The sequence below is a fragment of the Acidovorax sp. LjRoot129 genome (genome assembly GCF_964253765.1).
In the GTDB taxonomy this organism is placed as follows: Bacteria; Pseudomonadota; Gammaproteobacteria; order Burkholderiales; family Burkholderiaceae_C; genus Acidovorax.
Window position 1 is genome coordinate 1,210,628 of the sequence record NZ_CAXUSE020000001.1, and the last position, 17,679, is coordinate 1,228,306.

General features: G+C 59.9%; 21 protein-coding genes and 1 other annotated feature. Of the genes, 14 read left to right on the forward strand and 7 right to left on the reverse strand.

The features are described 5' to 3' along the window. Positions 1-22: 22 nt before the first annotated feature. The 3 genes from mutM (at position 23) to mutY (ending at position 3,970) form a co-directional block, all read left to right on the forward strand. The gene (gene mutM / locus ACSQ3Q_RS05595; RefSeq protein ID WP_436133419.1) at positions 23-838 is read left to right on the forward strand and encodes a bifunctional DNA-formamidopyrimidine glycosylase/DNA-(apurinic or apyrimidinic site) lyase; all 816 of its coding nucleotides are present in this window, start codon (positions 23-25) and stop codon (positions 836-838) included. Between the two features lie 103 nt (positions 839-941). Next, positions 942-2,903, forward strand: coding sequence for a dynamin family protein (locus ACSQ3Q_RS05600; RefSeq protein WP_436133420.1), 1,962 nt, complete (start codon positions 942-944; stop codon positions 2,901-2,903). Continuing rightward, positions 2,900-3,970: an A/G-specific adenine glycosylase gene (gene mutY / locus ACSQ3Q_RS05605; RefSeq protein ID WP_436133421.1), complete on the forward strand. Its 1,071-nt coding sequence runs from the start codon at positions 2,900-2,902 to the stop codon at positions 3,968-3,970. The genes ACSQ3Q_RS05600 and mutY overlap by 4 nt, the downstream gene beginning before the upstream one ends. Before the next feature lie 10 nt (positions 3,971-3,980). Here the strand turns inward: mutY and rapZ are convergent, their stop codons facing one another. The 5 genes from rapZ to ACSQ3Q_RS05630 all read right to left on the reverse strand — a co-directional run bounded on the left by rapZ (position 3,981) and on the right by ACSQ3Q_RS05630 (position 8,413). Beyond that, positions 3,981-4,844 carry an RNase adapter RapZ gene (gene rapZ / locus ACSQ3Q_RS05610; RefSeq protein WP_436133422.1) on the reverse strand — a complete coding sequence of 288 codons (864 nt, stop codon included), beginning with the start codon at positions 4,842-4,844 and terminating at the stop codon, positions 3,981-3,983. Next, a complete protein-coding gene (gene recN / locus ACSQ3Q_RS05615) occupies positions 4,844-6,514 on the reverse strand; it encodes a DNA repair protein RecN (RefSeq protein WP_436136945.1) in 1,671 nt (556 codons plus the stop codon). The genes rapZ and recN overlap by 1 nt, the downstream gene beginning before the upstream one ends. 2 nt (positions 6,515-6,516) lie before the next feature. Continuing rightward, positions 6,517-7,413, reverse strand: a complete 897-nt coding sequence (locus ACSQ3Q_RS05620) for an NAD kinase (protein ID WP_436133423.1) — start codon at positions 7,411-7,413, stop codon at positions 6,517-6,519. Between the two features lie 15 nt (positions 7,414-7,428). Further along, positions 7,429-7,692 carry a hypothetical protein gene (locus ACSQ3Q_RS05625; protein WP_176888558.1) on the reverse strand — a complete coding sequence of 88 codons (264 nt, stop codon included), beginning with the start codon at positions 7,690-7,692 and terminating at the stop codon, positions 7,429-7,431. 223 nt (positions 7,693-7,915) lie between these two features. Then, positions 7,916-8,413: a DUF2726 domain-containing protein gene (locus tag ACSQ3Q_RS05630; protein ID WP_436133424.1), complete on the reverse strand. Its 498-nt coding sequence runs from the start codon at positions 8,411-8,413 to the stop codon at positions 7,916-7,918. Positions 8,414-8,496: 83 nt separating this feature from the next. Here ACSQ3Q_RS05630 and ACSQ3Q_RS05635 point away from each other — a divergent pair, with 83 nt between their 5' ends. The 11 genes from ACSQ3Q_RS05635 (at position 8,497) to ACSQ3Q_RS05685 (ending at position 15,108) form a co-directional block, all read left to right on the forward strand. After that, entirely contained in the window at positions 8,497-8,667 is a 171-nt protein-coding gene (locus tag ACSQ3Q_RS05635) for a hypothetical protein (protein WP_436133425.1), read from the forward strand. An 11-nt stretch (positions 8,668-8,678) separates the two neighbouring features. Next, the gene (locus tag ACSQ3Q_RS05640) at positions 8,679-9,890 is read left to right on the forward strand and encodes a replication initiation factor domain-containing protein (protein ID WP_436133426.1); all 1,212 of its coding nucleotides are present in this window, start codon (positions 8,679-8,681) and stop codon (positions 9,888-9,890) included. Positions 9,891-9,919: 29 nt separating this feature from the next. Then, positions 9,920-10,234, forward strand: coding sequence for a hypothetical protein (locus ACSQ3Q_RS05645; protein WP_436133427.1), 315 nt, complete (start codon positions 9,920-9,922; stop codon positions 10,232-10,234). Beyond that, complete coding sequence (locus ACSQ3Q_RS05650) at positions 10,235-10,456, forward strand: hypothetical protein (protein WP_436133428.1); 222 nt, start codon at positions 10,235-10,237, stop codon at positions 10,454-10,456. It begins immediately after the preceding gene. Then, positions 10,453-10,644, forward strand: a complete 192-nt coding sequence (locus tag ACSQ3Q_RS05655; RefSeq protein ID WP_436133429.1) for a hypothetical protein — start codon at positions 10,453-10,455, stop codon at positions 10,642-10,644. The genes ACSQ3Q_RS05650 and ACSQ3Q_RS05655 overlap by 4 nt, the downstream gene beginning before the upstream one ends. A 159-nt stretch (positions 10,645-10,803) precedes the next feature. Next, a complete protein-coding gene (locus tag ACSQ3Q_RS05660; RefSeq protein WP_436133430.1) occupies positions 10,804-11,007 on the forward strand; it encodes a hypothetical protein in 204 nt (67 codons plus the stop codon). Positions 11,008-11,010: 3 nt separating this feature from the next. Next, positions 11,011-11,229, forward strand: coding sequence for a major capsid protein (locus ACSQ3Q_RS05665; protein WP_436133431.1), 219 nt, complete (start codon positions 11,011-11,013; stop codon positions 11,227-11,229). 120 nt (positions 11,230-11,349) lie between these two features. Beyond that, positions 11,350-12,867 (forward strand): hypothetical protein, encoded by a 1,518-nt coding sequence (locus ACSQ3Q_RS05670; RefSeq protein WP_436133432.1) that lies wholly within the window; start codon positions 11,350-11,352, stop codon positions 12,865-12,867. A gap of 3 nt (positions 12,868-12,870) precedes the next feature. After that, positions 12,871-13,170, forward strand: a complete 300-nt coding sequence (locus tag ACSQ3Q_RS05675) for a DUF2523 domain-containing protein (RefSeq protein WP_436133433.1) — start codon at positions 12,871-12,873, stop codon at positions 13,168-13,170. A 3-nt stretch (positions 13,171-13,173) separates the two neighbouring features. Then, entirely contained in the window at positions 13,174-14,325 is a 1,152-nt protein-coding gene (locus tag ACSQ3Q_RS05680; protein ID WP_436133434.1) for a zonular occludens toxin domain-containing protein, read from the forward strand. 180 nt (positions 14,326-14,505) lie between these two features. After that, positions 14,506-15,108 carry a recombinase family protein gene (locus ACSQ3Q_RS05685; RefSeq protein ID WP_436133435.1) on the forward strand — a complete coding sequence of 201 codons (603 nt, stop codon included), beginning with the start codon at positions 14,506-14,508 and terminating at the stop codon, positions 15,106-15,108. Positions 15,109-15,196: 88 nt separating this feature from the next. Here ACSQ3Q_RS05685 and ACSQ3Q_RS05690 read toward each other — a convergent pair whose 3' ends face one another. Beyond that, positions 15,197-15,619, reverse strand: a complete 423-nt coding sequence (locus tag ACSQ3Q_RS05690) for a DUF4279 domain-containing protein (RefSeq protein WP_436133436.1) — start codon at positions 15,617-15,619, stop codon at positions 15,197-15,199. An 808-nt stretch (positions 15,620-16,427) separates the two neighbouring features. Next, a protein-coding gene (locus ACSQ3Q_RS05695) for an IS3 family transposase (protein WP_436133437.1) occupies positions 16,428-17,659 on the reverse strand; the annotation gives its coding sequence in 2 pieces (ribosomal slippage) (positions 16,428-17,371 and positions 17,371-17,659; 1,233 coding nt in all). Further along, positions 17,265-17,381, reverse strand: a sequence feature (AL1L pseudoknot). Its footprint overlaps the gene before it by 117 nt. Positions 17,660-17,679 lie beyond the last annotated feature (20 nt).

Consider the following 17,679-nt stretch of genomic DNA (forward strand, 5'->3'; position numbering starts at 1 on the left):
AACCCATTGCCCGGGTCTTTGTATGCCTGAGTTGCCAGAGGTGGAAGTGACCCGCCGCGGTTTGGCCGGAGCCATCACTGGTGCGCGCATCGAGGCGGTCACGATGGGCAAGCCCTTGCGTTGGCCCCTGGGTTGCAATCCTCAGATTTTGGTGGGCCAACGCGTCCTCGATCTGCGGCGTCGCGGCAAATATCTGCTCGCGGATACCAGCAACGGGCTGCTGCTCGTGCACCTGGGGATGTCAGGGAGCCTTCGCTTTGACCAAGGATTGCCGGCGCCAGGCTCCCATGACCACTTCGACATGGTGACTGACCGGGGGACGCTGCGTCTGCACGATCCAAGGCGATTCGGAGCCGTGGTGTATGCCCAGGGGGAGCAGGACCCTGTGGCTGCCAAGCTGCTCGGCGGGCTGGGTGTGGAGCCGCTGTCGGACGGGTTTTCGCTGGCAGCTTTCCAGGCAGGACTGAAGCAGAGCCGGGTGCCCATCAAACAGTTGCTGCTCGCGGGGCGGTTGGTGGTCGGGGTTGGAAACATCTATGCGTCCGAGGTGCTGTTCCTGGCGGGGGTACGGCCGACGACGAAGGCTTCGCTCATCGGGCCGCTGCGGGCGCGCAGGTTGCATACCGCTATTCAACAGGTGCTGGCGCGGGCCGTAGAGATGGGCGGCAGCACGTTGCGCGACTTCTCCGGCGCGGATGGGGCTGCGGGGCACTTTCAAACCCAGGCCAACGTTTACGGCCGGGACGGGGAGCCATGCCACGTGTGTGGCACCTCAATTCAGTTGTTGCGCCAGGGCCAGCGCAGCAGTTACTTCTGTCCTACCTGCCAGCGTCATTGACCACGGGCCGTCAAATGCAGGCTTTATGACAGCCGGCGGGCGGTCGATGCTATATTTTGTATGTGCCAGCCGTATAGGCCATACATAGATATCTGGGAGCAAAGTGGGACCATCCTTCAACGAACAGTTCGACCAGCATGGCGCCTGGCGGCGTGAGTTCGCCCAGCAACTCAAGCGGCTGGCCGAATGGATGTCCTCGCACGAGCTCATGGACGCTGCTGTGCAAGAGCGCCTGCATCGCCTGGAAGAGCAGGTCCGCAGTGACAAGGTGATGGTGGCGTTTGTCGCCGAGTTCTCGCGCGGCAAGTCAGAATTGATCAACGCGATTTTCTTCGCGGACTATGGGCGGCGCATCATGCCCGCCAGCGCAGGGCGCACGACCATGTGCCCCACCGAGCTTGGCTACGATGCCAGCTTGGCGCCCAGCCTCAGGTTGTTGCCGATTGAAACCCGCCTGCAGATGCAGAGCCTGGCTGAATGGCGCGTGAAGCCCGAACGTTGGCAACAGATTCCTCTTGATGTCGGGAATGCGGACCAGATTGCCAAGGCCCTTGAGAAAGTTGCCGAAGTGCGCAAGGTGAGCCTGGACAACGCGCGCGCCCTGGGGTTTTGGCACGACGACCTGACCGACGAAAACCCTGTCCCTGATGCGCAGGGGCTGGTGGAAGTGCCGATGTGGCGCCACGCCATCATCAATATCCCTCATCCGTTGCTCAAACAAGGCCTGGTGATCCTCGACACTCCAGGGCTGAATGCCGTCGGGGCGGAGCCGGAACTTACCGTCAACCTCATCCCGCAGGCGCATGCGGTCGTTTTCATCTTGAGCGCCGATACTGGGGTGACGCGCTCCGACCTGTCCATCTGGCGAGAGCATCTGGCCACGTCGGTTGACAGCATGGAAGCGCGCCTCGTAGTGTTGAACAAGATCGACACTTTGTGGGACACGCTGAACTCGGCCGAGCAGGTTCAGGCGCAGATGGAGCGCCAGTGCCGCACGTCCGCCGAGATGCTAGGAGTCCCGTTGGAAAGGGTGGTACCCGTCTCTGCGCAGAAGGGTTTGGTTGCCAAGATCGCCGCAGACGATGTGTTGTTGGAGACAAGCGGCCTACCTGTGCTCGAAGAAGCCTTGGCCAAAGGAATCATGGGCCGGCGCCAGACCATCCTGCGCGCGGCGGTAGCCAACGGTGTCGGTAGTCTGCGCACCGAAACATCGCGGGTGATCAACATCCGTCGCCGTGATCTGGACGACCAGATGGCCGAGCTGCGAAGCTTGCGCGGAAAGAACGCATCGGTCATCGAATCGATGCGCCACCGCATTGAACAGGAGCAGCGCGAATTTGACCTCAGTACGGCCAAGATCCAGGCGGTGCGGGCTGTCCACTTGAAACTTCTGCGGGATGTATTCCAGCAACTCGGCGCGAAGGCCCTCAAGGCGGAACTCTCTGAACTTGCAAACACCTTGCAGCAAAAGGGGCTCAAGCTTGGTATCAAGCGGGTCTACGTAGAGACTTTTGACAAGCTTCGCGGTACCTTGGACAAAGCCCAGGCGTCGGGTACAGAAATCCAAGCCATGCTGGGCGGTACGTTCAGGCAACTCAATGCGGAGTTTGGGTTTTCGTTGCAAGTGCCAGCGCCACCGCAGCTTGAGCACTTCATGCTCGATTTTAACCAGATCGAGCAAAGCCATCTGCAGTACCTGGGCCTGAGCAACGCCCTGAAGCTGGCACAGCCGGAGTTTGCAGAACGCTTGGTACGGGCGCTGGCGATGCGTCTGCGGACCGTCTACGAATCTGCAGCGAACGATCTGGAGTTGTGGAGCAAGTCTGCCACTGCCCAGCTGGACGCTCAATTGCGTGAGCGCCGCCGAAGTTTCGCGCGCCGCATTGAAGCCGTGGACCGCATTCAGCATGCCGCCAGCGGACTGATTGAGCGCATTGCTGAAATAGAGGCAAGTGAGGCCGAGTTGGTGCAGCTGGAGGAGCGTCTTCAGGACCTAACCTCCAAGCTCATTGCCTTGCCTGCTGTGGACACTGCGGCCATGGACGGCCAGCTCGTGTCGGCATGAGCGATGTCGGCAAAGAGAGCGTCGCAGAACTTGTAGTCGCTTGGCAGGCGGCGCATGGGCGCAACCATCTGCCCTGGCAGCAAACTCGGGATCCCTACAAAGTCTGGCTGTCCGAAATCATGCTGCAGCAAACGCAGGTGGCCACGGTCCTCGACTATTACGCGCGTTTCCTCGCGCGGTTTCCAGATGTCGCAGCTCTGGCGGCGGCCAGTCAGGACGAGGTAATGGGCCTTTGGAGTGGGCTCGGCTATTACACGCGTGCCCGCAATCTGCACCGTTGTGCTCAGCAAGTTGTTGCAGAGCACGGCGGGGCATTTCCTTGTACTGCGGACATGCTGGCCACTTTGCCCGGCATCGGCCGATCCACCGCGGGGGCCATCGCGGCATTTTGTTTTTCCGAGCGCGTTCCTATTCTCGACGCCAACGTGCGCCGGGTGCTTACGCGCTTGTTGGGTTTTGAAAAGGACCTGGCATCGGCTGCGAATGAACGCTTGTTGTGGAGTGCCGCGGAGTCTCTACTTCCGCAGAAGAACCTCCGCGACGCCATGCCCCGCTATACGCAAGGGCTCATGGACCTTGGCGCTTCTATTTGTACGCCGCGGGCGCCGCGTTGTAGCCAATGTCCATTGGCAAGCCGCTGCGTGGCCTATCAGGCTGGTGACCCGGAGCGTTACCCTGTCAAGACGCGCAGGCTGGCTAGGCGTTCTGAATCTTGGCAACTGCTCTTGCTGCGTGGCCCCGAGGGGCGGGTGTGGCTCCAACGACGTCCGGCCTCGGGCATATGGGCGGGGATGCATTGCGTTCCTGTATTTGCCGATGATGCCTCTTTGAGCAGCTACGTTGCCTCTCTTGGCGACGCGTCGCGCGTGTCCTGCAATACGCTTCAGCCGTTCCTTCATGTGCTGACCCATCGGGATTTGCACCTCCACCCGATCTTGGTCACCGGAGAAATCGCGGAGCGGCCGACAGAAGAGGGCGAATGGTTCGGTCCTGATCAATGGGCTGCAATCGGTCTACCCGCGCCCATCCGCAAGCTCCTTGACTCGACCCAAGCACAATTGTGGTAATTGCTTGGTGCTACCGCCCGTCAAGTTCTCGGTGTCTTCTGAGAGCCGTCCATCGGTTGCTCAGGACCTCCGCCAATTGCTCGACCAGATAGACCGATCGGTGCTGACCACCAGTGCAGCCGATGGCGACGGTGACATAGCTCCGATGGTTTCGATCCAGCATTTCCAGCCAATGCGCTAGAAATTGTTGGATGTGTGCTTGCATCAATGAAACCTCAGGTTGCTGCCGCAGAAAGTTGGCAACGGGTTCGTCCAGCCCAGTCAAATCGCGCAGAGCCGGTTCGTAGTGCGGGTTGGGCAACATCCGCACGTCAAAGACGTAGTCCGCATCCATGGGAATGCCGCGCTTGAACGCAAAGGACTGAAAAACAAGGGTCATCTGGCCGCGGGACGTGACGATCAGGCTTTTGACATAGCTCTGCAACTGAGACGACCGTATCGTGCTCGTGTCGATCACATGAGATTGTTCGCGGAGTTCGGCCAGCAGTTCGCGCTCCAGCTCAATGATCTGGACCAGTGCTCTGCGTCCTTGCTGAAGATCGTCATGCGAAAGCGGGTGGCGCCGCCGCGTTTCCGAAAACCGTCTTACCAGCGTATCAATGGTTGCGTCCAAAAAGATGGACTGCACCGTCACGCCTTGGCTTCGAAGTCGGTTCAGCTCCTGCGGCACTTGGTGCAATGATGTCGCACTGCGCACGTCCATGGCGATGGCCACCCGGTTTCCGTGGTGCCGATGCTCAAGCGCCACGAAGGCTGGCAGCAGCTCGGGAGGCAAGTTGTCCACGCAGTAGTACCCGGCATCCTCCAGCGCGTGCAGCGCCACAGATTTCCCTGAGCCGGACATGCCCGTAATCAGTACGATTTCGAGCACCATCAGCTGTCGCCTCCTGAGTTCGTCGCCGCAAGATCCAGCATTTCCCGCGCATGGGCGAGCGTGGTGTCGGTAGAGCGTTCGCCCCCCAGCATGCGCGCAATCTCTGCAACGCGTTGGTCTGCAAGCATCGGTAATACCGTGCTCGTGGTTCCGCTTGGGCTCTTGCGTTTAGACACCTTGAGATGATGGTGAGCGCAGGCAGCTACCTGGGGTAAGTGCGTGACAGCCAGCACCTGGCGATCACTGCCGAGCTGCTGCATCAGCCGTCCTACCGTCTCCGCAACAGCGCCACCGACACCGGAGTCGACCTCATCAAAGATCAAAGTCGGAGCCATGCCCAACTCACTGGTGGTCACGGAGATCGCCAAGGAGATCCGAGAAAGTTCACCCCCAGAGGCCACTTTGCCTATTGGCTTGGGTGTCATGCCAGGGTGGCCGGCAACGAGAAACGCAACATCGTCAATGCCATGGGCAGAGGGCTCCTCAGACTTTGTCACAGAGACTTCGAATTTCCCGCCGTCCATGCCAAGGCCCTGCATAGCTTGCGTGATGGCGTGCGACAACTTGGGAGCAGCCTTGCCTCGGCCTAGCGACAGAGCCCGTGCCGCCGCGTGGTAAGCCTTGGCACTTGCCGCTTCGGCCGCTGTCAGATGGCCCAGATCGGTTGCTGCGTCGAGACGAAGCATTTCTTTCTTCCAGCCCTCGAGCAGTGCAGGCAATTCCGTGGGAGCCCGCTTGTACTTGCGTGCCAAGGTCATCCACAGTGAGAGGCGGCTGTCGAGTTCTGCCAAACGCTGAGGGTCAATCTCGCCATGCCTTAAATACAGCTGAAGCGAATGGACGACATCACTGGCCTGCGCCAGGCTCGACGAAAGAATGTCTGCAAGATTGGCGAACTCCGGCTCAATATGCTCATGGCTTTGGAGTAGGGCGTGCGCGCGCGAGAGTCCGGCCAGTGCACCTGCCTCATCGTCTTGCAGCGTCTGGAGGGATCCCTGTGCTGAATCGAGCAGCGCCTGTGCATGCGACAAGCGCTTGTGTTGGGCATCCAGCTCTTCCCATTCGCCCTCGGTAGGCGCGAGCTTGTCCACTTCGTTGATTTGCCACTGCAGGCGTTCACGTTCTTGCTGCAGAGTCGCCTGCGCTTGGCGGGCTTCCTGCAGAGCTTTCTGGTCCATACGCCACTGCGTCCACCGCGCCGTGGTCTCTGCCGCCTGCACGCCTGCGAAGGCATCGAGCAGTGCCCGCACCGAGTCAGGCTTTGTGAGGCTTTGCCACGCATGCTGACCATGGATGTCCAAGAGACTGTCGCCCAGTGTCCGGAGCTGGGCCGCTGTGGCGGGCGTCCCATTGATCCAAGCGCGGCTTTTCCCTTGCGCATCCACCGTGCGTCGCAGGAGCAGCAACTCGTCAATATCAAAGCCCGCTTCCTCCAGCCACGGTTGAAGGTGGGCCGGGCAGTCGAATTCAGCACAAAGGTCGGCCTTGGCGGCGCCCTCGCGGACTACTCCCGCATCGGAGCGCGCTCCCAATATCAGCTGTATGGCATCGATCAAGATTGACTTGCCAGCGCCGGTTTCCCCGGTAAGCACCGAAAAGCCAGAGTTCAGCTCCAGTTCCAAGTCTTGAACGATCACAAAATCACGCAAGGTGACCCGCTTCAACGCCATGCTCAAGAGCCCCCTTCATTCCACCGAAGCTTTTTACGCAACGTGGCAAAGTAGTTCCAACCCAAGGGGTGAAGAAAGCGCACGCAGTGTTCCGAGCGCTTGACCAGGATGCGATCACCGTGCAGGAGCGACGCGAGCGATTGCATGTCGAAATTGGCGCTGACATCACGGCCGCTGACCACCTCTACCGCCACTTCTGTCGCGTCTGATAGAACGATCGGCCGATTGGACAGCGTATGGGGGGCTATAGGGACCAGGACCCACCCCGGAATAGAAGGGTGGAGCATGGGGCCTCCGGCCGAGAGGGAGTAGGCCGTGGATCCCGTCGGCGATGCAATGATGAGGCCATCCGCACGCTGATTGGCGACAAACCGTCCCCCGACTTCCACACGCAATTCCACCATGCCGGAAGTCGCGCCACGGTTCACCACCACATCATTCATTGCGAGGGCTTCAAAAACGATCCGCTCGTCCCGGACTACCGTCGCATGCATGAGTGGCCTGAGGTCCTCTTCATACTCCCCCTGAAGCATTGGCAGCAGAGTGGCCTTGTATGCGTCGAGAGGAATGTCAGTGATAAAGCCCAACCGCCCTTGGTTGATGCCAATCAGCGGAGTGCCAAACTTGGCAAGCCTTCGCCCGATGCCGAGCATGGTCCCATCACCGCCAACGACCAGCCCCAGGTCGCAGTGTTTGCCTATTTCATCTACAGTGAGCGCGGAGTACTGGGCCATGCCGGTGTTGCTTGCAGTCTCTGCTTCAAGCACTACCTCGCAACCCTGGTCTTCCAAGAATTGGGCAATGCCTTCCAGCGCTTGGCGGGAGGTGTCGCCCACGGAGCCTGCCGCTGAAGCCTGGTACTTGCCTATGAGCGCAACATGGCGGAAATTGGACGTCATCGCGAAATTACATCATTAAAGTGACGTAATTTTTTTGATCCGCTTAAGCATGCGGTCTTTGCACGCGCTGTCTCGCTCTGACTCCAGCGCCGCCACCACTATCCAGTCGCGAGGGTCTTGTCCCAAGACGTCCGCCAAGGCACCTGCGATTGCAGGGCTCAAATGTCCGCGCTCTTTCGCGTTGTACAGCGCCTGCTTAGATAGCCCAAGCTCCTTGGTCCACTCGGCTACGTTCTTCACTTCTAGCGCTTTCTCGAGAAGATTCATTGTGTGTGTCATGGCTACTCCTGTTGTGTAGAAAATACACGAATTGAGTAGATTCTAGAAAGCTCTTGATACTCAATGTGAGTAGTTGTATGGTTCGGCCCTACTCAATGTGAGTATTTGGAGCCGCCATGACCTCGATATCAACGGTTTGCACGCCCCCTGCCATTAAACGGTCCGGCGACAGCTTGGCGGCTCCAGCCGCTGCCGGGCAAGGGGTGTGCATCTCGGCAGAGGACTATCGCTCTGCGCGTAGGTCCATCAGCTCAGCGGGGACGGTGGGCACCGATTGCGACGTGAAATCGTCCCGCACCTGCTGCACGTCTGGCACCCGGGGATACCGCACCACGCGATATCCGGCGTCTAAAAGCAGTGCGTCGCGGGCTCCGTCTTCCTTCTCCCGCCCACGGTGGCTGCTGTCGTCCAGCTCAACCACAGCAAGCACGCCCAGCGCTTTGTCGCAAACCACGAAGTCCGCGACCTTGCGATCAAACGTGTTGCGCGTCGCGTATGACCGCGCCGTGAGTAGCGCACTAAAGCCGACCTGCGCTAGCACGACCAAATCGGGTAAAGCCTGCACAAGCCGGTTGTACATGGCTTGCTCACGCTCAGTCATCAGCACTTTTGGTCTGACCTTTTCGCGTGTTGTGGTGCCCCTCTTTTTCGCCGCACCCATAGCGACGACTACGACGCCCAGAAGAGCCAACACGGCCAGCAGGACAAGCAAACTTTTCATTGGCTCTCTCTCCTTTGTTGCGGCAGTTTCGCATGTCTAAGCAGCCCTCCTTTCGCGGCCAATCCGGGGCCGGCATGGTCCCCATGCACACAGGCCGCATTCCCAACCAATGGCAGCAGATCACTGACTTCATCGCAGCCCTGCCACAGCGCGACGCGGACGCGACCGGCAAGCGCAGCGCGGGCGCGGCAGCGGCGGGCGTTCAAGCCATCCCCGTTGGTAATCACGGGGATAACAGGAGGTCGATCAAGTGACCCGTCCGGCTATGTCCACGCTCGTCCTTGACGGCTCAGAAATCAAGGCCCGCCTGCTCGCTGAGCGCACCGCTTCGCGCTCGGTGGTGCACATCGATTGGGTCCGCTTCACCTGCCTGCTGCGCAACGCGCCCGCACCGTCGATCGATGACCTCTTTCCGGTCGATCCTGGCCCACGCTTTGCGCCCAGCATCTGGGACCCGCAAGAGCTGTTCAACCCCAAGCAACGAATCATTGACCTCAAGCGCGAATTGGCCCTGTTGCCCGACGCCGACTACGCCGCCAGCATCCAGGCCAAAGACCTTGCAGACGCTGTAGCTGCGGCGCTTGGAAGCGACTATGCCGTCGCCCCCGAAGTGCGCAAGGGCCACGACTTCTACCGCTTCCGCTGGAGCATCGAGCGCAACGGCACAGAGTGCGGATGGGTCGGCTACCTGTCCAGCGGCGACAGCCCGCGCCAGCAAGCTCAAGGCCGGACCATTCACTGCAACCTCTACGGCACCGCGTGCACGTTTGCAGAGCACGGATGGAATGACCGCATAGCCTCCATCATCGAATCGCGCGATGGTGACATGACACGGTGTGACCTCGCACTCGACTTCTTCGATGGCCTGCCCGGTGGCATGGATCGCGTCGTTGAAGACTACAAAGCGGGCCTCTGCGACTCAGGCGGCAAGCGCCTCAAATGCAACATGGTCGGCGACTGGGCCAACGGCCATGAGCGCTCGTTCTACATGGGCAGCAAAGAGGCCGGCAAGCAAACCAACGCCTACGAAAAAGGCGATCAGCTCTTTGGCGTGGATGCGCAATCGCCCTGGATTCGCATCGAGTTGCGCTACGGCAACAAGCTGCGCGTCCTCTCCCCCGACATGCTGCGCCGCCCTGCCGATTTCTTTGCAGGGGCCAGCGAGTGGCACGCAGCGCAACTGCTCATGGCTGACCACACCGCCACGCCCGAGCCCGTGAAAACGACAGGCCGCCTAGCGCTGGAAACCGTCGAGGCCGAGGTCACCCGCAACACCCGCTGGCTGCGCAACGTCGCCGCGCCCACCGTCGCCGCCGCCATCAAGTTTTTGGGCACTGATGACCTCTGGTCCTGGCTGCAAAACCAAAAGCTCCCGGGCCGCTTGCAAAAGTTCTCCGTCGCAGAAATCGAGCGTGCCTTCATGCCCGCCTTCGAACGCTCCTCACTGGTCGCAGGCGCTGGCCCCGCCACTGCATAGACCACCACCCAAGGCCCAAGGAAAACACCATGCGTTTCAACTCTCAAGTCATCGTCCACGGCGTCAAAGAAAGCTCCGGCGAGTTCGAAGGCAAAGCCTTCTCCAGCACCACGTTTCATTGCGAAGTAGACCTTAAGGAAAACGGCGCCGGTCGCAGCATTGGCCGTGTCACGCGCCCTTTCAAGATCAAGGACGCTGGCGAGTTCGACAAGTGGGCGCACCTGGGTGCATCGCTGCCCATCTCTGCAAACGCGGTGTTCGAAATGGGTGCTGCCCGCGAAGACGGAACCACGCTGGTACTCGTGGAAATCAAGCCTGTAGAGCAGGCCAAAAAGGCCGCCTAAATGCGCCTGCTCATCCAGTCCCAAAGCACGGGCCGGTTCCTCGCGCCTTCGCTGGAAGACGGCCAACCCGAGTGGGTGGCTTCCTTGCGCGAAGCGGGCGGCGGCGTAGTCCCTGACGTGGAAAGCGCGCACCAGCTCGTGCAGGACTGGTGTGAGCCCGAAGACCGCCCCCAGCTCATCGACCTTGACCGCCTCGGCACCGAAGCCGACTACATGCCATGAACGAAATCAACCTCTCTCATGTGGCCCAGCAACTAGCCATCCTGGGCATCTGCGCAGGCTTCGTAGGCGCTGCCCTGTGGGCTCTTTTGACCGGCACCCTCGGCGTCCTGGCAGAGCGTCTGCATGCTCGCGCAGCACGCCGCCAACGCATCGCCGCTGCACGCAATCGAGTCTTCGGCGATGTCTGAACAAATTGTTTTGGCTACGGCTTGGGAGGTCTGGGGCGTCGCTGCCGCTGGTGGTTTTTCGGGCGCGGCGCTCTGCTACTTATGGCTTTCCTTCGTGTCTGACCCGCGCGTCTATCGCTGGCTTCGGCGTATTTGCCCTTGGGCAAAGAGGCACCTCTGATGCCTGAGCAAACCATTCAATGCACCTCGGCCTGCACGGTCACGGTGCAACACGAAATCACCCTTCATGTGCTCAACCTGAGCCCAGCCGAAGGGGCCGCAATCAGCAGTGCCGTCCTGCTGGTGTGGGCTGTGGCGTGGGCCTTTAGGACCCTCATCCAGACCATTAAATCAACCGACGGAAACCAACCTTCAGAGGACTGAAAAATGAACCGCTTCAATACGCAAACCCGTCGCTTCGCAACCGCTGCTGCAGCTGGCGCCCTGGTGCTGGCAACCAACATGGCTCACGCAGCCATCGACGTCACTGGCGTGGTCACTGAGATCAACGACACCATCACCCCCATCGGCCTGATCGGCGCTGCCGTTCTGCTGGTTGTGGTGGCCGTGGCCGCCTTCAAGTGGGTGCGCCGCGCTATCTCCTAAGCGCCCCTCGCATGTGCTCCCTGACCGGCCGGCAGGGGCCTTGCAAAAGCTCACGTCGTGGGCTTCTTCAAGGTGCAAGCAAATGGGCCTCATCGTCATGATCGCAATCCTGGGGGCCGCATGGCTTATCTTCTCCGCATAGTTGCGTTGTTGGTGCTGCTGTGCACCAGTCCATTTGCCAGTGCCCTCGTGCCTGCGCAGACGAACTACAAAGCTCTGAGCGGATGTGCCGCAGTGTGGCTCGGGCCTTTCAGCTCACTATCCGAAGCTTGTGCGGCCTACGCAACCGAGTTGACCGGCTGCAGTTCTGGCTACAGCTTTACGCCAGTCGTCACTAACGGCACATGCAGGGCGAAGCGCTCCGACAATGCAATGCTCAACGTTGAGATCACGGCAGAGGGCGGTTCTTGCCCTGCTAACTCATCGCCGGTCACGGGCGGTTGCCAGTGCAATACGGGCTACAGCGAAAACGGCACCCAATGCAAGCCCACCAACCCCTGCCCAGCAGGGCAGCACGAAGAAGGCGGCGCATGCGTTCCCGACAAGTGCCAGCCCAACGAAGTGCGTGTAAATGGCGTCTGCGTGAAAGAGCCGGACTGCCCCCCTGGCGAGACCCGCGTCAACGGGGTTTGCAAAAAGAACGGTTGCGAGGCCGGTAAATCCCTCGGGGAGTTTGAGACCAACGGCGAGGCCACCACGTTCTATTGCGAGCCCTACGGCGGCAAAAACTGCATGGTCCGTGTGAACCCCAGCGTGTGTGTCACGGCCGATGGAAAAACAAGCTGCTGGGGCACCGGCAAGATGACCGGCTCGACCTGCTCCCCTGGCAGTAGCGAGCCCGGCCAGGGTGGCCCAGGTGACAACCCCGGCGATGGCCCGGGCAACGGAGATGGCCCCGGCACCGGTCCAGGCACTGGCGGCAACGGTCCAGGCCCTGGCGATGGTGACAACGATGGTCCCGGTCCCGGTCCGACGCAGCCGCCTGTGCAGCCACCGCCACCGGTTCCACCGGACCCGAACACCGGCAAATGCCCTCCGGGCACCTCGCGCTATCCCGATGGGAATTGCTACGCACCCACGCCTCCCCCTAAGGAGCCCGACAACGACGGCAAGTGTCCGCCCGGCACAGTCAAGGTCGGTACGCAATGCGTCTATCCATCGCCTCCAGGCAAGCCCGTTCCGGACACCGGTACACCGGAGAACCCGAACCCGGGCGGCGGTGATGGGGACGGTGATGGGGATGGAGATGGAGATTCGATGTTTGCCGGCTCGTGCATGGGCGGCTTTACCTGCGAGGGTGATGCGATTCAGTGCGCCATTGCACGTGAGCAACACCGGCGCTCATGCCGGCTGTTTGACGACAAAAGCCTTGAATCGGAGCTCTACGAGAAAGAGAAAGGCAAGACCGGCGAGCAGACAAAGGATCTTCCTGGCAACAGGTCGGAGAGCATGGCCAATCGCATCAGCACCGCTGACGCCTTCGGCTCTGGGCAGTGCATCCAGGACTTGAACATCGTGGTTGCTGGCCGCGCTATCTCGCTGCCCATGAGCAAGATATGCCCGAGTCTCGCCATCATCGGAAACATCATGATCGGCGTGGCTTTGCTGCTGGCCGTTCGCATCGTTGGACGGGGGTAAGCCATGCCTGTATTCGTCGCCGCCATTGGGGGCATGCTCATCAATCTGGTTGGCTCCATCGTGGGCCGTGTCCTCGTCGCGCTGGGCATGGCCGTCGTCACTTACACGGGCGTGAATGCCAGTCTCGATGCCCTGAAAACGCAGGCTATCAACAGTTTCCAGTCGCTGCCGCCCGAGGTGTTCGGCATGCTCTCGATCATGAAGGTGGGTGTGGCGATCAGCATTGTCACCAGCGCCATTGCAGCGCGCTTGCTGCTCGATGGCCTGACCTCTGACACGTTCAAACGCTTCGTGCTGAAGTAGCCCATGCTGTACCTCATCAGCGGCGCAAACGGCGCGGGTAAGACTCTCAACACCCTCAAATGGGTGCGTGAACGCCAGCTCAAAGAAAACCGGCCTGTATGCCACAACGGGCGGTTTGAGCCGGTCGACGGCGGCGAGCTTTCCAACTGGAAGAAGATCGACTTCAAAGACTGGCAGGCCGAGCCGGATGGGACGATCTTCCTGATCGATGAGGCGCACAACGATCTGCCCAATCGTGCTGCAGGTGCCACCGTGCCCGAGGCCGTCAAGATGCTCGCTGAGCACCGTCGCCGCGGCTTTGATTTCTACATGGTGACCCAGCACCCGCAGAACATCGACAGCTTCGTGCGCCGGCTCATCGGCCCGCCTGGATGGCACCGCCACCTAAAGCGTTCCTTCGGTGTGGACATGGTGAGCGTGTTGGAGTGGCCCGCAGTCAATCCCAACTGCGAGAAAGACGGCAGTGGCAAGACCGGCACCGTCACGATGCAGGCCTACCCGAAAGAGGTCTACGGCTGGTACAAGTCGGCCAGCCTGCACACCGGCAAAAAGCGCATTCCCGGAAAGGTGTGGGTGTTCCTGGTTTGCCTGCTGCTGATACCTCTGCTGATCTGGTTTGCATCGTCCAAGCTGCTGGCAAAGACCGAAGCGAAGACCGCAGCAAAGGCCGCCACCGAGGTCCAGGGAAAGGCAGACGCCGCGCCCATGCCGGTGTCTACAAAGCTCACCTATGAGCAGTACATCACCGAGCGATCACCGCGCCTGAAAGACTTCCCACACACCGCGCCGGCCTACGATGAGGTCACTAAGCCAACGGTGGCTCCGTACCCTGCAGCGTGCGTCAGCATGGGCAAAACCTGCAAGTGCTACAGCCAGCAGGCGACCCTGCTGCAGGTCAGTGGGCCTACGTGCCTCCAGATCGTCGCGCAGGGCTTCTTTGTGGACTGGCAGCAGGCTACCCCTCATCAACCGCCGCAGGGCCTCCAGCAGCCCGCGAAAGGCACGCCGACCGGTCAGAACGTGCCAGGCACAACGCCACCGCTGCGAGAGGTCAGAACGGTCCCCATGCCGATCATTCCAGCGCCTGACCCCACGCAGATCACGCAGGCCGATGTGACCGGGGCACTGCGCACCCGAAACCCAGCCTTCCGATAGACAAGAAGGGCCCCGAGAACGAAGCCCTTGTGGCGCAGTGGCGGGGTCGGGGTATGGGGTGACAAACCCCATGTTGACAGTCGTTAACCTTGTGCCGGTTTTCCGTGTGCTTTCTCAAATTCACATCAAGTTTCTTTTGATACATTGAAGCTATCAAAACCCTAGCTGAGTAGCATTGTCTTGACTATTTACGGATATGCCAGGGTGTCCACCTTGGAGCAAAACACGGCCGCACAACTAGCCGCATTTCGTCGGGTAGGCATCGATGAGGTAGTGCAAGAAAAGCGCTCAGCGATAAAGGACCGTCCAGAGCTTGAAAAGCTTCTCACGATTATGGTCAAGGGCGATGTTTTAGTGGTGTACAAGCTCGACAGGCTTGCTCGATCTGTGTCGCATTTCGTCAAGGTGTTTGAGCTACTCAAGTCGAAAGGTGTGGGCTTCCGCTCGCTAACAGAAGCTATTGAAACGGACACCTCGCAGGGCCGTATGTTCTTGCATCTGCTGTCAGCCTTTGCTGAGTTTGAGCGTGAACTTATCAGAGAGCGTTGCCTTGCCGGGCAACGTGCTGCACGGGCCGCTGGGAAAACTTGGGGGCGTAAGCGGGCGTTGTCCGACGATGATGTAGCGTACGCCGCTGCTGCGTGGCGCTCAGGTTGGTTTGATCAAGACACTCTGGCAGGCATGTTCGACGTGTCTATTTCGTGTTTGCGTGATCACATCCATCGCCACGAAGGACGAGGCAGGTGGGCAAAGATGCAGTTGCAAAGATTGGCTGGCGCATGACTGCCGATGGCAGAATTCGGCCAGGAGCGGTCGTTGCTAGACGGTGAAAGGAGACATCAACGCTGATCGCCTCCGGAACGCCCACAGGCTAGATTTCGTGTTCGTGGTCATCCACATAGTAAAAGTCTAGATCCAGCGCTAACCCTAGTAGAGCAGCTTTACGGACTTGCTCGCGGTCGAAGTGCATCCCATGCCCGCTTGGCGGAAAGTAGCCCACGCACACCAAAGTAAGGTCGTGCTCAACCCATAGTTGCCGGAGATCCGATGCTTTAGGCTGCAGCCAAAGTAAAAGGGCGGCAATGTGCTCCGCGAGTGGATTGGTGTCGTCAAGGCCGCTACCCATACGCCAGCTCATTGACTTTCGTAGCCTCCCATTGCGTGGATTGGCGTCACCAACATTCCATGCTTCTGAAGGTCTCAAACCGAGCAACGCTGTGACTTCCTCATGCGTGCCTGGCCCCGTGACATGAAAGTAGGCGTACTCACGGGTTGTAAGTGGTGGGGATGTCATGAGCGGTGTGTGGGCAGGTAAAAAAATCCGCAAAACCCGGCTAACTTCAAGTAGGCAAACTATAGCCAGGAACTGGCTGGGTTCAGGCCACGAGCTACCCTGTGATGAATCAATGATCGCTTTGCGGTAGTTTGACCCACTGTCGAATTTGGGCCCTAAGCAGCCGCTCGACATTTGTGATATCAATGAACGAGGGGAGGACAGCAGGCCCCGTTCTATGCTCGAGAAGTCACATAATGAATCGTTGGTGCATCCAAGACGTAACCTCAACACATGAACCTCCTTGCCTTATGTCTTACCGCAAGTTGATGGTTACCGGGGTTCAACTCATCGGCGGTCTTCTGCTGATGGTTGGATTGGTAGTTATGGTCACCGACATGGATCCGCTATTACTGTGCTTTAAACAGTGCCGAGCACTTGAAGGCTGGCGTGTTCTCATCGGGCAAACGATATTTCGTTGGGTGACCGGACTTGGCTACGCTGGACTTGGAATAGGGTTCCTGCTGCTGCCCCGCCCCAAGAGTACTGGGGATGCAGGGAGGCATGAACGGTGATCACGTTTTTAGGCTCCAGCAAACATTCCTGCCTCGCGCCGCTTTCATCTTTTTTCTCCACCGGCCCAGCGCAGTGGTCGGCCGAATTCTGCCTAACAGCGAAGGACGCTCACGGGCCCTGAGCCGACAGTGGGCATCCCTTCCCAAAAGCGGCTATTTATCCGAAGCAGGCTGATCTAAATTACGTTAAGTAGCTATGCGAACTCATTCAGTTATGAATCGCCCTGGGTTCCGTGGAGGCCCGTTGGTTTAAGTCAGGCCGCCGTTGTGGCGGGCTGACTGGCGAGTTGCCGATAGTAGTTTGCCTCAGCTTCTGCAGGCGGGATGTACCCGATGGGTTCAAGCAGGCGATGGTGGTTGAACCACGATACCCATTCGAGCGTGGCGAACTCGACTGCCTCCTTCGTTTTCCAGGGAGCGCGGCGGTGGATGAGTTCGGCCTTGTAGAGCCCGTTGATCGTCTCGGCCAGCGCGTTGTCATAGCTGTCTCCCTTGCTGCCCACCGAGGGCTCGACGCCAGCTTCTGCCAAGCGTTCGGTGTACCGAATGCTGACGTATTGCGAGCCCCTGTCGGAGTGGTGAATCAGGCTGCTGTCCCGCTCGGGTTGGCGCGCGTATAGCGCCTGCTCAAGCGCATCGAGGACGAAGTCAGTTCGCATCGAACTGCTCACGCGCCAGCCCACGATGCGCCGGGCAAACACGTCGATGACAAAGGCCACGTACAACCAGCCCTGCCAGGTCGAGACATATGTGAAGTCACTGACCCACAACTGGTTCGGCCGCTCGGCTCGGAACTGGCGGTTAACTCGGTCCAGCGGGCATGGCGCCTTGCTATCACTGACGGTGGTTCGCACGACTTTGCCGCGCATCACACCGCGCAGCCCCAGCTTGCGCATCAGCCGCTCCACTGTGCAGCGGGCTACTGCTGTACCCTCCCGACGAAGTTGACGCCAGACCTTGTCTGCGCCGTAGACCTGCATGTTGGCCTGCCAGACACGTTCGATTTGCAATGCCAGCAGTTCGTCGCGACGGGCCCGAGCGCAGCGCCTGCCGGGCTCGCGCATCAGCGCTGCGTGTCTTCGATACCCCGACGGGGCGATCTGCAACACCTTGCAGATCGGCTCGACCCCGAAGGTGCCACGATGCCTGTCGATGAAATCCCTCAGGACTTCAAACGGCGGTCGAGCTCCGCCTGGGCGAAAAACGCGCTGGCCAGCTTCAGTATCTCGTTGGCCCGACGCAGCTCCTTGTTCTCGCGCTCCAGTTCCTTGACCCGTTGGGCTTCGGCTGTGGTGACACCTTCTCGCGCGCCTGCATCCACTTCGGCACGTTTGACCCATTCGTTCAGAGTCTGCGGAACACAGCCAATCTTGGGGGCAATAGATTCGATGGCCGCCCAAAGGGATGGGTACTCCCCGCGCTGTTCCTGCACCATCCTCACTGCGCGCTCACGCACCTCAGGCGAGAACTTGTTTGTCTTCTTCATGGCTCAATCCTCTCAGAGTG

Excerpts from the sequence above, each read along its gene's own strand:
- ACSQ3Q_RS05630 (WP_436133424.1), bottom strand. The coding sequence starts at position 8,413 with ATGAAAAGTTTGCTTGTCCTGCTGGCCGTGTTGGCTCTTCTGGGCGTC.
- ACSQ3Q_RS05680 (WP_436133434.1), top strand. The coding sequence starts at position 13,174 with ATGCTGTACCTCATCAGCGGCGCAAACGGCGCGGGTAAGACTCTCAAC.
- ACSQ3Q_RS05675 (WP_436133433.1), top strand. The coding sequence starts at position 12,871 with ATGCCTGTATTCGTCGCCGCCATTGGGGGCATGCTCATCAATCTGGTT.
- mutY (WP_436133421.1), top strand. The coding sequence starts at position 2,900 with ATGAGCGATGTCGGCAAAGAGAGCGTCGCAGAACTTGTAGTCGCTTGG.
- ACSQ3Q_RS05665 (WP_436133431.1), top strand. The coding sequence starts at position 11,011 with ATGAACCGCTTCAATACGCAAACCCGTCGCTTCGCAACCGCTGCTGCA.
- ACSQ3Q_RS05635 (WP_436133425.1), top strand. The coding sequence starts at position 8,497 with ATGCACACAGGCCGCATTCCCAACCAATGGCAGCAGATCACTGACTTC.
- mutM (WP_436133419.1), top strand. The coding sequence starts at position 23 with ATGCCTGAGTTGCCAGAGGTGGAAGTGACCCGCCGCGGTTTGGCCGGA.
- rapZ (WP_436133422.1), bottom strand. The coding sequence starts at position 4,844 with ATGGTGCTCGAAATCGTACTGATTACGGGCATGTCCGGCTCAGGGAAA.
- recN (WP_436136945.1), bottom strand. The coding sequence starts at position 6,514 with ATGGCGTTGAAGCGGGTCACCTTGCGTGATTTTGTGATCGTTCAAGAC.
- ACSQ3Q_RS05670 (WP_436133432.1), top strand. The coding sequence starts at position 11,350 with ATGGCTTATCTTCTCCGCATAGTTGCGTTGTTGGTGCTGCTGTGCACC.
- ACSQ3Q_RS05660 (WP_436133430.1), top strand. The coding sequence starts at position 10,804 with ATGCCTGAGCAAACCATTCAATGCACCTCGGCCTGCACGGTCACGGTG.
- ACSQ3Q_RS05690 (WP_436133436.1), bottom strand. The coding sequence starts at position 15,619 with ATGACATCCCCACCACTTACAACCCGTGAGTACGCCTACTTTCATGTC.
- ACSQ3Q_RS05640 (WP_436133426.1), top strand. The coding sequence starts at position 8,679 with ATGTCCACGCTCGTCCTTGACGGCTCAGAAATCAAGGCCCGCCTGCTC.
- ACSQ3Q_RS05650 (WP_436133428.1), top strand. The coding sequence starts at position 10,235 with ATGCGCCTGCTCATCCAGTCCCAAAGCACGGGCCGGTTCCTCGCGCCT.
- ACSQ3Q_RS05625 (WP_176888558.1), bottom strand. The coding sequence starts at position 7,692 with ATGACACACACAATGAATCTTCTCGAGAAAGCGCTAGAAGTGAAGAAC.
- ACSQ3Q_RS05645 (WP_436133427.1), top strand. The coding sequence starts at position 9,920 with ATGCGTTTCAACTCTCAAGTCATCGTCCACGGCGTCAAAGAAAGCTCC.
- ACSQ3Q_RS05655 (WP_436133429.1), top strand. The coding sequence starts at position 10,453 with ATGAACGAAATCAACCTCTCTCATGTGGCCCAGCAACTAGCCATCCTG.
- ACSQ3Q_RS05620 (WP_436133423.1), bottom strand. The coding sequence starts at position 7,413 with ATGACGTCCAATTTCCGCCATGTTGCGCTCATAGGCAAGTACCAGGCT.